Annotated in this window: 7 protein-coding genes and 3 pseudogenes; 4 read left to right on the plus strand and 6 right to left on the minus strand. The window is 60.0% G+C overall.

The features are described 5' to 3' along the window. Positions 1-477, plus strand: a 477-nt coding sequence (locus tag ACFQ4G_RS10875) for a calcium-binding protein (protein WP_379040170.1), incomplete at its 5' end; no start/stop codon positions are given. A 117-nt stretch (positions 478-594) separates the two neighbouring features. Then, positions 595-4,563: a peroxidase family protein gene (locus ACFQ4G_RS10880; protein WP_238209322.1), complete on the plus strand. Its 3,969-nt coding sequence runs from the start codon at positions 595-597 to the stop codon at positions 4,561-4,563. A gap of 111 nt (positions 4,564-4,674) precedes the next feature. On the opposite strand, the gene ACFQ4G_RS10885 is transcribed toward ACFQ4G_RS10880, so the two are convergent. Both ACFQ4G_RS10885 and ACFQ4G_RS10890 read right to left on the minus strand, forming a co-directional pair. Next, positions 4,675-5,358, minus strand: a complete 684-nt coding sequence (locus ACFQ4G_RS10885; protein ID WP_379040172.1) for a response regulator — start codon at positions 5,356-5,358, stop codon at positions 4,675-4,677. A 138-nt stretch (positions 5,359-5,496) separates the two neighbouring features. Beyond that, positions 5,497-8,511, minus strand: a complete 3,015-nt coding sequence (locus ACFQ4G_RS10890; protein ID WP_238209324.1) for an ATP-binding protein — start codon at positions 8,509-8,511, stop codon at positions 5,497-5,499. Positions 8,512-9,106: 595 nt separating this feature from the next. Here ACFQ4G_RS10890 and ACFQ4G_RS10895 point away from each other — a divergent pair. Further along, positions 9,107-9,493 carry a phage holin family protein gene (locus tag ACFQ4G_RS10895; RefSeq protein WP_238209325.1) on the plus strand — a complete coding sequence of 129 codons (387 nt, stop codon included), beginning with the start codon at positions 9,107-9,109 and terminating at the stop codon, positions 9,491-9,493. Between the two features lie 31 nt (positions 9,494-9,524). On the opposite strand, the gene ACFQ4G_RS10900 is transcribed toward ACFQ4G_RS10895, so the two are convergent. Next, a complete protein-coding gene (locus tag ACFQ4G_RS10900; RefSeq protein ID WP_238209326.1) occupies positions 9,525-10,175 on the minus strand; it encodes a 2,3-bisphosphoglycerate-dependent phosphoglycerate mutase in 651 nt (216 codons plus the stop codon). A gap of 91 nt (positions 10,176-10,266) precedes the next feature. Beyond that, positions 10,267-11,283, minus strand: coding sequence for a ribosome small subunit-dependent GTPase A (gene rsgA / locus ACFQ4G_RS10905; RefSeq protein ID WP_238209327.1), 1,017 nt, complete (start codon positions 11,281-11,283; stop codon positions 10,267-10,269). A 114-nt stretch (positions 11,284-11,397) separates the two neighbouring features. On the opposite strand from rsgA, the pseudogene ACFQ4G_RS10910 reads away from it, so the two are divergent. Next, positions 11,398-11,517: pseudogene (locus ACFQ4G_RS10910) on the plus strand (IS5/IS1182 family transposase); the annotation flags it as partial. 48 nt (positions 11,518-11,565) lie between these two features. Here ACFQ4G_RS10910 and ACFQ4G_RS10915 read toward each other — a convergent pair. Together ACFQ4G_RS10915 and ACFQ4G_RS10920 are read right to left on the minus strand one after the other, a co-directional pair. Further along, positions 11,566-11,724, minus strand: a pseudogene (locus tag ACFQ4G_RS10915) (ISL3-like element ISMdi2 family transposase); the annotation flags it as partial. Continuing rightward, positions 11,721-11,817, minus strand: a pseudogene (locus tag ACFQ4G_RS10920) (IS5/IS1182 family transposase); the annotation flags it as partial. The pseudogenes ACFQ4G_RS10920 and ACFQ4G_RS10915, both read right to left, overlap by 4 nt.

Genomic DNA, 11,817 nt, shown 5'->3' on the forward strand with positions numbered 1-11,817 from the left:
GTCAACGGTACGAGCGACATCGTGCATGAGGCGGCAGGGGCTGGAACAGACAAGATCTATGCGAGCAGCGATTTCACCCTGGGCGCTGGTGAATCAATCGAGAATCTCGTCGCCAAGATCGGCAATCTCAGCCTCACCGGCAACGAGCTCGCCAACACGCTCTTCGGGAGTAGCGGCTCCGATCGTCTGAATGGCGGCCTCGGGAACGACACGCTGAAGGGAGGCGCCGGAAACGACACCTTCGTGTTCACATCCGGGTTCGGATCGGATCGGATCGTCGGCTTCGACGCGGACCCGGCCGGTGGCCAGGATATCATCGAGCTGTCGGGCCTCGGCATCACGGGAGCCAACTTTGCCAGCGAGGTCTCGATCACTCAGGCCGGCGCCAACACCACCGTGATGATCGGAGCCGACACGATCCTGCTCCTCGGCGTCAATGCCACCACCGTTACGCAGACCGACTTCCACCTGCTGTAGACGCAGCTGGTCGAGCCCAGCACGTACAGGACCAGTATCGGTCGCTTTTTTGGACTGATGGGCGCTGACGAAAGTCGGCGAACACCTTCGGCTACCCAATCGATATGGAGTGTTCCGATGACGATTTCGCTTCGATCACAAGACCTGTCCTTCCTCGACGTGTTGTTCGACGAGGGCGACTTCAGGGCAGTGAATGGCGAGGGCAACAACGTCGCGCACCCGCTATGGGGCAACGCGGACCAGCCCTTCGTTCGATTGACGCAAGCCCATTACGAACAGGGAACCGTCAACGGCGTTCGTGTGACCGGGGCCAGTGGAACCCTGCTTCCCAACGAGCGGGTCATCAGCAACGTCGTCTCCGAAACCATCGATCAGAACGGCCATTCCGTCGAAATGCCGAATACCTACGGCACTAACCTATTATTGATGTCGTTCGGGCAGTTCTTCGATCACGGCCTCGACTTTTACGACCGTGGAGGCGGATCCCAATTCGTCGATATGAGCGGCGTGAACACAAAGCTCGAGCAGATCGCGGCCAACAATCCGGGCCTGAACATAGACACCACGGATAACATCATCGCTCAGGGCGTTCCGCCTCAGCTGCAGTTCCTCATCGGCGGTCGCGCGGCTCGTTACACGATCGACACCAACGGCAACGCCGTCTTGGACAACGTGAATGGAACGGAGCATCTCAACAAGGTTTCGCCTTTCGTCGACCAGAACCAAACCTATGGGTCGGAACCCGGCATGACCTGGCTTCTCCGCGAGACCGCGCGGGATGCGGACGGTAATGTCGTCCGAGATGCGAGCGGCTATCTCGTCAAGACGCAGCACCTTCTGGACGGCGTATCGGAGATCGGACCGGACGGAGTCAGTCGCGGGGCCCTCGCAACCTATAAGGATGTTCTGCTCAATAACGGCGTGAGCGAAGCGGACATGGCGCATGCCTTGAACCTCGCAAGCACCGCCGGAGGAGACTTTACCGCCTGGAATTACCTCAAGGCCTCAACGAACTTCGTCGACTTCGCCGATATCGGCGACGGCAAGCATACGATCCTGATCGGCGACAAAAACGATTTCGACACCTCGCCACTCGATCGGAGCGGTAATCCAGATCCGAACTTCAGCCTGGAAAAGCTGCTCTCCTACTACATTGCCGGGGATCACCGGGCGAACGAGAACGTGGCTCTCACCTCCGTACATACCGTGTTCCATCGGGAGCACAATTATCAGGCCGACCAGATTAGTGCCCTGCATCCCGAATGGAGCGCGGAGCAAGTCTTCCAAGCTGCGAAGATCATCACCTCGGCGGAGTATCAGAGAATTGTCTTCGACGAGTTCGCCACCGCGATGTCCGGCGAGATTCCTGGCAATGGCGACCACGGGTTCAGCGGCTATCGCGCGAACGTGAATGCTGCGATCTCGGAGGAGTTCGCGGGGGCGATGTACCGCGTCGGTCACTCGATGATCAACGAAACGATCCCCTATGTCGATGCCGATGGTGTTCTGAAGGAGGTTCCTCTCATCCAGGCCTTCCTGAACCCGGCAATGTTCGCCGGCCAGGACCCAGCGCATCCCGGCGTGACGGGAGGAACGGCGGCGTTTCTGGCCGGGACGATGCAGGTGGCGCACGACCAGATCGACGAGAAGCTCGTGGAGGCCGTTCGTTCACAGCTTCTCGGTCTTCCGCTCGATCTCGGCGCGGCCAACATCATGCGCGGACGCGAACTCGGACTATCCTCTCTGAATGAGTTCAGGGCCGAGGTGAGCGCCACGGGCACGAGCCTGGACAGCCTCGGCCAAGCGTCCGATTACGCTGGTGGCCAGGGTGTACCCAGTCTGACGGCTTACCGGAACTGGGAGGATTTTGGAGCCCACCTTCGCGGTAACGCCGCGCAAAGGGCCGAAATCCTGGCGCTGTTCAAGGCCGTCTACGGCGAGGATGTGATCGATCCCGCCACGGGCAAGATCAACGGCACCGGCATCAGCCACGTGAACGATGTCGATCTATGGATCGGCGGCTTGGCCGAAGCTCCGAGCGGCGGCAGCCAGATGGGCTCGACCTTCACATGGATCTTTCAGGAACAGTTGGACCGACTGCAGGAAGGCGACCGCTTTTACTATCTGGAACAACTCGACGGCACGATGCTCGTCAATGATATCAACGCGCAGCATTTTTCTGATCTGATCGCCCGGAACTCCGGCATCTCAAATGGTCATTGGGACACGTTCAAGGTTTCGGAACAGCGACATCTCGCATCGAACGAAGTCAATCACGACTATACTGGAGCGCGCGGGTCGGCGGGTGCTGCCCTCGTACTCGTCGGCAACGATCTCGACAACACGATCACCGGAACATCGGGCGACAACACCCTCTATGGGGGCATCGGGAACGACATCCTGAACGGAGGTACGGGTGGCAGCGATGCGCTTCACGGTGAGGATGGAAACGATACGTTGAATGCAGGGCCCGATGCGAGAGACGACTACTTGTACGGCGGCGACGGAGACGACACGCTGAACGGCGGTCGCGGCGACGACGCATTGGATGGCGGTACGGGCGCCGACACGCTCCGCGGCGGTGCCGGCAAGGACTTCCTCAAAGGCGGCGCCGGGGATGACTGGCTGATTCCGGGAGCGGACCGCGATGCGGTGGATGGCGGCGAGGGCATCGACACGGTGGATTACCGTGGATCTGCCCGCGGGGTCAGCATCGACCTTCGCGTTCGCGATGGACGGTTGCTGCCGGATGAGGCGTCGGGCGGCGACGCCGAACGGGATGTGATCGTCAATGTCGAGAACGTGGTCGGCTCCGACTCCGCGGACCAGATCACCGGCGACGATGTCGCCAACGTGATGGAAGGCGGCGGCGGCGGCGATATTCTGAGAGGCGGCGGTGGTAGCGATACCCTGAGCTACGCGCATTCCACGGCCGGCGTCACCGCCAATCTCCTCACCCTTGCGGTGAGCGGCGGCCATGCGCAGGGCGACCAGATCCAGGGCTTCGAGAACCTCGTCGGCAGTGACCATGCCGACCGGCTCACGGGAACCAATACGGCCAACATCATCATGGCGGGCCTGGGCAACGACATCGTCGACGGTCTGGGCGGAGCGGATACGCTGTCCGGAGGATTGGGGAACGATATCTATTATGTCGACAACTTGGCCGATCTCGTGCGCGAGGCGGCCGGTGGCGGGACCGATAAAGTCTATGCCAGCACCAGCTTCGCGTTGGGGGCCGGGGAATCGGTCGAATCCCTCGTGGCCAAGGCGGGAAATGCTGGCATTGACCTCACGGGTAACGAATTCGCCAACAGGCTTTACAGCGGGGCGGGTGCGGACAGTCTCAGCGGCGGCGGCGGGAACGACGTCTACTACGTCAACGGTCCGGGCGACACCGTTCACGAACTGGCCTCGTCCGGGACCGACACGGTCTATGCCACCAAGAGCTTCGTGCTGGGATCGGGTGAAGCCATCGAATACGTGCGGGCCAATGCCGGGAATGTGGGCATCAGCCTCACGGGAAATGAGTTCGCCAACAAGCTCTTCAGCGGGGCGGGCGCGGACAGTCTCAGCGGCGGCGGCGGCAACGACGCCTACTACGTCGACGGTCCAGGCGACACTGTGCACGAGACGCCTGGGGGCGGAACCGACAAGGTTTATGCGAGCGGTAATTTCGCGCTCGGAGCTGGCGAATCTGTCGAGTATCTCATCGCCAAGGCCGGTAATTCGGGCATCGCCCTCACCGGCAACGAACTCGCCAACACGCTCCTGGGCGGCAGCGGCGCGGATCGTCTGAACGGTGGCCTCGGAAACGATACCCTGAAAGGGGGCGCCGGCAGCGACACCTTCGTGTTCACATCCGGTTTCGGCAAGGACCGGATCATCGATTTCGACCATGATCCTCTCGGCGGTCAGGACCTCATCGACTTGTCAGGCCTCGGAATTACGGCGGCCACCTTCGCCAGCCAAGTCGCGATCCATCAGATCGGGGCCAATACGGTGGTATGGGTGGGGTCGGACACGATCTTGCTCAGCGCGCTCGCCGCAAACACGATCGATCAGACCGACTTCTTCCTGTTGTAGCGAAATAGCCTCCTCGCGCCGGTGGGCGTGAGGAGGCGCGAGGTTGCGGAAGTCACCCAGCATGGGCGAGGGCTAAATGGCGTAGATACTGGGAAGGTCTCTGCAACCCTGTCACGATAAGGCCGGAAGCTCGATCGCATGCGCCAGGGATGCCACCGCCGTCACCCGGTTATGCGCGCCCAACGATCGGAACAACGCGTTGACGTGAACCTTGATGGTCCCCTCGGCTAGACCGAGTTTTCGAGCGATCTCCTTGTTGGAACAGCCCTTGGCCATCAAGGAGAGCACCTCCTTCTGACGGGGCGAGAGTTTCGCGTCTTTCGCTCCGGTCGCTGCTCCGGGCTCGAACCCACCGCGCATCGCAATAGGTTCTTCAGCGATCGGCATAGATAAGACGGGCGGAACATAGATCTGTCCTCCCATGACCCTCCGCAGGGCGGTCTTTATCTCCAAAATGCCAAGTGCTTTCGGAATGAAACCATGAACACCCGCCTGCAGCAGGTGCAGAATGTCGTCTCTCTTGTCAGATGCGGTGATCACGCAGATCTGGATCGACGGATAAGCACACCGTAATTCATGCACAGTGGAAGCTCCCAGCATACCAGGCATAGCCAAATCGAGCGTCATGAAAGTCACTCCGGAAATTTCTTCCAAAACGGTGACAATTTCCTCGATGGAAGAGCACTCGACTACACGTTCGAAATGTAGATCGCGCCGCAGAATTTCTGCCAAGCCAGCACGAAACAACTCATGATCGTCAGCTACGATTGCTGCCGTGCCAGTTTTTTTGAACATCGCGAGCCCCTCGAAAAGCGGGATGTTCAAATACCATGCCGGCCCGGTATTGACATTTCTATTTCTAGACTACTGCTTCAATGTTATCTCCATGCTCACGCCACCATTTAGGGGTGATTTTGGGCTAATCCTTTCAGGCTAGCCGATACGCCCGAGGAGTTCTTCCCTGAGATCTCTCGCCTGCGACACGGATCGCACGATCAGCGGACGGATCTGCCCAGCCACCAGCGCCAAATCCGTCCCCCCCTCACAAGCGACTTCCAGGTTTCTACAGCTCTCGGCGAGCTCCGTCATTTCGAGCATGCACGCCGTCGAGATTACGGCGTGTGCCGAACGCGCCGTACGTTTCCTGTTCGGTTCGTCGAAGGCTTCGGGCATGCTCAGCGCGTCGAGGTCGTTGCAGAGGACATCGAGTGCGGCGACCACGCGGGCCGGCCCCAGCAGCGTGACGACGTCGAGATCCGAGCGAGCACCCATCTTGGCTCGCGACCGTGAGATCTTCTCGCCCTGCACCGGCGATCCTAGAACGCGCTCGATGGTTTCATAGAGCTCAATCTGCCGCAAAGGTTTGCGCAGGTAGGCATTCATGCCGACATCTTGCAGCGCGGCCTCACGCGAGGCGAACACATTCGCCGTGCACGCCACGATCGGCATTCTTTGCGCATCGATTCCCGCTTCGCGGATGAGCCGCGTCGCGGTCAGGCCGTCCATCTCGGGCATGGAGAGATCCATGAGGATCAGGTCGTACATGCCGGTTTTGGCCGCGGCGACAGCTTCGATGCCGTTATCGACGATATCGACGATGTGTCCTGCAATCTCGAGAAGTTCTCGAGCAAGCTCCTGGTTCATGACTACGTCCTCGACCACGAGGATATGCCTGTTCTCGGACCGTGCGGCATCGGACCGGGCTGTGACGGACGTCAGTCTATCCGATTGCGGCGCCACCGCCGCTCTGAGAGGAGTTTCGAACCAGAAAGTGGAGCCGGCCCCGAAGCTGCTCATCATGCCAATTCGGCCGCCGAGGTGTTCGACGAGCCGTTTCGAGATGGCAAGTCCGAGCCCCGCACCCTCGAACCGGCGGTTCATCGACGGATCGACCTGATGGAATCGCTGGAACAGATATTTCTGGTCGGAGGGCGCAATTCCAATGCCGGTATCGGCCACCGCGACATGAAGGATGTGACGGTCGTCCTCGCCGAGACGTTGTCGAACCAGCAGCGTTACCCCTCCGACTTTTGTAAATTTTATGGCGTTGCTGAGCAGATTGAGCAGGACCTGTCGCAGGCGATCCTGATCACCGAGAAAGCAGGCGTTCGGCTGACAGTGCAATTCGAAATCAAGTCGCAGATTTTTCGCATCCGCCATCGGTCGCACGATCGACAAAGCGGAATTGAGAAGGCTTTCCAAAACGAAGGGTTCGCTGCGGACGTCGATCACCCCCGCCTCGATCCGACCGAGGTCGAGGATGTCGTCGATGAGACTCAGAAGTGCCGTTCCGGCCCCCTGAATACGTTCGGCATAACGGCGAACAGCGAAGCTCAACTTTCCTTCTTGGGAAAGCAGATCCGAGTAGCCGATCATCGCATTGAGCGGTGTCCGCATCTCGTGGCTGATGGTCGCGAGGAAGTCTCCCTTCGCGCGACTGGCCTGCTCGGCGGCGTTCTTGGCCTCTTCGAGTTCCTGTTCGTGTCGCGCGCGTTTGGTGATGTCCGTCACGGTTCTGACGAACCCGCCGCCACGCTTCACCTCCACCGTATTGATCTGCAGAATGGTACCGTTGGCGCGCTCGTATTCGAAGACGGATTGGCCATCGCCGGGCCGTGGCTTCAGACTCGCACGAACCGTGTCGGAAAGCCTTGCATGCTCGTCCCGTGCGTCCTGAAAGTCGAGGACCGTGTCCAAGGCCGGGGCGGCGTCCATGAGCGATGCGGGCAGGTCCAACAATTTGCGGGCCTGAGCACTGCAGATCGGTACGCGCCCGTCGAGGCTGATCACGATGAGGCCCTGTTCCATCGTGTCGAGGGTGGTCTGGAGGAGCGATGTCTTGGATTCGAGCTCTCGCGTCCGAGAGATGACGCGCTGTTCCAGATCCTGATTCGTCTGCCACAGGGCGCTCGCATGCCCTCCAAGGGTTCGGGAAGCCTCGACGAGAGCGTTGCCGACGATGTTGGCTTCCGTCCAAGGGGTCACGAAAGACGTGACGAGCTGACCCTGTCCGATGACCTTCGCCGCTCCGACGAGCGCACCCTGGGCACGCGTCAGCCGCCTGCCGATCCAATAGGCGCATGTGGTCGCGAATAGCGCCAGGCAAAAGCCGACGGAGGCCAGCAGCTTGAGGCTGTCCTCGAGCGGCGCGGCCAGGGCATCACGCTCCACCGCCGCGGCGATAATCCAGCCCGAAAAGCTGGAGCGTCGACAATAGGCGAAGATTGGAACGCCCTCGGAATTGGCCATGGAAAGCCCTCCTTTGGAGCCGGAGCACCCGTCCGACAGGGCTTTCAGCGGCTTTCCGACGACTTCGCCGTGATCCGCCGTGGTCGCGACGACAACTCCCTTACGGTCCAGGACCGTCGCATAGAAGGGGCCACCCGGAATGCCCTCGCGCAGGATTTCGGCGAGTCGCGCGGGATGCAGAATGGCACTGAGGGTGCCGATGAGTTTTTCCTGACGCCGAATTGGTATGGAGACCTGAAGCAGATAGGCACCCGTGATCGAACCTACGAAGAGGTTCGACACATGGATGTCCGCCGTCAGAAAAGCCTCGTGATAAAGTTCGCGGTTACCCGTCCTGGGCAGGGAGACCCCGGACGTCATGTTGGTGTTGATGATCTGCTGACCTGAGGGATCGATCATAATGAACTGCAGACGCTTGACGCGAGCGAGTTCGCGAAGCTGTTCCTCGAAAGCCGCCAAGTCGCCGTTGCGCAGGGACGGAGCGGTCGCCAAAGCCTGGAGAAGCGCCCCCCGCATCGTAATTTCCTGATTGATCAGGAGAACGGTTTCCTGATTGGCGCTGTCGGCCAGGGCTTCGAGCCGTGCACGCTCGGCGGCCGAAAATTTGTAGATTCCGATTCCTGCAAGTGCCAGCAGTGGAAGAATCAGCGCGATCGCAAACGCTCCCAGGCAAGCCAGCAGACTGTAAGAGCGACGCATGACACTGCTTTCACGTGCGCGAAAACTCGGTCAGATCATAATCGCCCATGAGCCCGAAACCAGACATTAATCTTGATGCAAAGGGATTAGTTTTCAGATCTGACGGCATGCGCAATTGATGAAAGAGAATTATTTTTGCTACGATCACTCGTCTTATTAATATTAGAAACAAAAAATTCTTTGACCACAATTGCGATATGGTACTCGATCGAAATCGCGCTGGCTTTTAGCGAGACCCTGGCCTCGAATCTCGACTCGCGCTTTCATGCAAGCCACAACGCAGCATTGAGCCCAGAGCAACGGATCGACGAACTCCGCTCGGCGGAACGTCGAAGTCCTGGCCGCCGTGGGCATGCGTAACTTTGCGCGATGCGGTGAGCGGCGAAAAGCGGAGATTGCCAGTCTGAAGCGGGCAACGCCAACGGCGCCGAAAAGGAATGACGGACGCATCACGCTCCGCTACCTGCTACTGGCGATTGCCATGCCCCCAAGGCGCGCTATGTCGATCCTTTGAGAGCGAGGCTTAGCGTAGAGAGAATAGGCTCTGGTCGGGCCAAGCTCAGCCCGTTGGGTATGTGAACAAACGAGCAGAAGCATGAGCGGGCGAAATGACAGGAGTCTTCTGCTTCTCGTTGGTGACGCCATCAGTGAAACCCAGTTACTTATCTCCAAGCAGATCGTGCTGTTTCAGGCGGAGATCGGAGGAGCAGTCAGACAGATCACTCTTCCACTCTTCTCATTTCTGATGTCGGCGCTGTTCATCCTGGCAGGGTTGCTCATGCTGCTTGCGGCGATCGTCAAAGGAATGGCGCTTCTCCTCGGCTCGGATCTGAACGCTTCCCTCATCGTCGGTGGTGCATTCGCCACCGTGACGCTCGTTCTCTTCGTCGCTGGGTATCGCATGATGTCGCTCTCGAATCTGGAGCCGATGCGGACACAGCGCCGATTCGCACGGGATCGCGACGCCATCAGAGCGAATTGACATCAGTCAATGATACGATCTTATGAAATATTCACTCTGTCTTATCTGTGATTTTGACGATGATCGACTGTTTCGCGATCACTTTCCCCTGATCGTCAAAGTGGTAGGCTTGCATCTGAGCGGTCGCGAGATGAACTTCTGCCACCTCGTCCGCGCCGATCTGGTCGAGATACATGATCAGCGCCCGCAATGAATTTCCATGCGCGACGAGAAGTACGCGCTTGCCGTCTCGGAGTTGCGGTTCGATCTCGTCTCGATAATACGGGATCAGCCGGTCGGCGGTCATCGCGAGGCTCTCACCTCCCGGAGGTACGGCATCGAAGGATTTGCGCCAGATCCGGACCTGTTCGCTCCCCCAGCGATCCTGGGATTCTCGCTTGTTCAGCCCAGCGAGCTCACCGTAATCACGCTCGTTCAGCGCAGAACTCCGTCGAATGCCGAGGGCCGATTGTCCGAGTGCCGACAGAATGAGGTTTGTCGTACGACGTGCCCGCAACAGCTCGCTGGTGAAGGCGAGATCGAAGGAGAAGCCGAGCTCCCTCAACCGATTCCCTGCAATCTCCGCCTCCTCGACGCCGCGTGCGGTCAGATCGGGATCTCGGATGCCCGAGAAGAGATCGCGCTCATTGTCCAGGCTCTGACCATGACGGACAATGACGAGGGTTCGGTCCAGAAGGCGCATTCGAGTCACGGTATCCAAGTATAGGGTATAGAAATCTTGTCATCCGGGGGATGCAGCGTTACGAATTAGCGTAAGCCACTTTTCCGGCTGGTCAGCGTTTCCGGCTGCCGCGCGGCCCGCTCAAGACCGGTGTGTTGGCCCGATTTTCGTCGAGGAGCTTGCGCCAGCGTGTCAGGCGCTCGGGATCGAGGGTTCCGTCCATGACGGCTGCCTGTACCGCGCAGCCGGGTTCGTGAGCATGAGTGCAGTCCCGAAACCGGCACGATGGAGCTAGCTCGACGATCTCGGCGAACAATGTGTCGATGCCATCTGCGGCGTCGCTGACATGCAGCGTGCGCATCCCTGGCGTATCGATGATCCAGCCGCCCTCCGCGATGGCGTGAAGCGAACGCGCTGTCGTGGTGTGGCGCCCCTTGGCGTCGTGTTCGCGGATCATCCCCGTTTCCTGCGGCGATTCCTGGTCCGGGCCGGCGAGCGTGTTGACCAAAGTCGATTTTCCCACCCCAGAAGAGCCGACGACTGCGACGGTCAGGCCCTGGCCGCACCAAGGGGCCAGGGTCGCCACGGTATCTCGGAGGCGCGGATTGACCATCACGACGGCAAGCCCGCGCTGCAGACGGCGTGCCCTTTGCCGGTAGATCTCTGCATCGGGCGCCATATCGGCCTTGGTGAGGACGAGAACCGGATTGGTTCCGCCCTGATTGGCGAGAGCCAGATACCTTTCCAGCCGGGCGATGTTGAAATCCCCGTTGCATGAGGTGACGACGAACAGGGTGTCGACATTGGCGGCAGCCAGTTGCAGCGGTCCTCCCCCTTCATTGCGCCGTTGCAATACGCTCTTGCGCGAGAGCCGCCGGCGCATCGTTCTGGTTTCAGGCTCGACCAGTACCCAGTCACCCACCGCGAAATCGCTGGTCTGGATATGGACCGGGAGCTCAAGGCCGACAGGTCCAGCGAGTGAAACAGCCGTCAGGCGAGAGCGATGGACCGTCGCGATCCGCATCGGCTCCAGACAAATCTCGGCTTGTTCGCGCTGCTCCTCAAAGAAATCGGACCAGCCGAGACGGGAGAGTCGTGCGGGATGAATGGGGCTGAGATCATGGGTCACTTGTCATGCCATGACAGGGCATTGCGGGAATGACCAGCACATGTGCCTTAAGAGCCGCCATTAAGAGCGTCTAACAGAACGGCACCGTAAGCGTGAACGTGCGTTGGCATGGCATTGGCCCGCGCCCCTCTTCCCGACGATCTCTGGCGTGAGATCGCGCCGCTGCTTCCGCCTCTCCGGCCGCGTCCGAAGGGTGGCCGACGACCCATCGAGAACCGGGCGGTGCTCACCGGTGGGATTGGGATTGCCGCGGTTTGGCAGTTCTCCCGCAGTTTGCGTGGATTAGGCAGTGAGCAGGACGCGGCGTCGGAGCAGGGGGAAGCCGGCGCGTCCGTACATGGTCCGCTTGAGCATTTCCAGCCGGCTGATCTGTCCCTCCGCCTGACCATTGCTCCACGAGGTCGTCAATGCGGCGCGCACCGCCGTTCCGTCTCGCTCTAGGTCGTAGACTCATAAGATCGGAGCCAGATACGGACGGCTGCGAGTTTGACGCTGGCGAGATAGTTGGCCGGGTCCTTGTCGTAGCGAGTGGCT

This window comes from Methylobacterium marchantiae (assembly GCF_042679825.1).
In the GTDB taxonomy this organism is placed as follows: Bacteria; Pseudomonadota; Alphaproteobacteria; order Rhizobiales; family Beijerinckiaceae; genus Methylobacterium; species Methylobacterium marchantiae.

What these genes read in the sequence shown, in the direction of transcription:
- ACFQ4G_RS10880 (WP_238209322.1), top strand. Translation starts at nt 595, where the DNA reads ATGACGATTTCGCTTCGATCACAAGACCTGTCCTTCCTCGACGTGTTG.
- ACFQ4G_RS10890 (WP_238209324.1), bottom strand. Translation starts at nt 8,511, where the DNA reads ATGCGTCGCTCTTACAGTCTGCTGGCTTGCCTGGGAGCGTTTGCGATC.
- ACFQ4G_RS10895 (WP_238209325.1), top strand. Translation starts at nt 9,107, where the DNA reads ATGAGCGGGCGAAATGACAGGAGTCTTCTGCTTCTCGTTGGTGACGCC.
- ACFQ4G_RS10885 (WP_379040172.1), bottom strand. Translation starts at nt 5,358, where the DNA reads ATGTTCAAAAAAACTGGCACGGCAGCAATCGTAGCTGACGATCATGAG.
- ACFQ4G_RS10900 (WP_238209326.1), bottom strand. Translation starts at nt 10,175, where the DNA reads ATGCGCCTTCTGGACCGAACCCTCGTCATTGTCCGTCATGGTCAGAGC.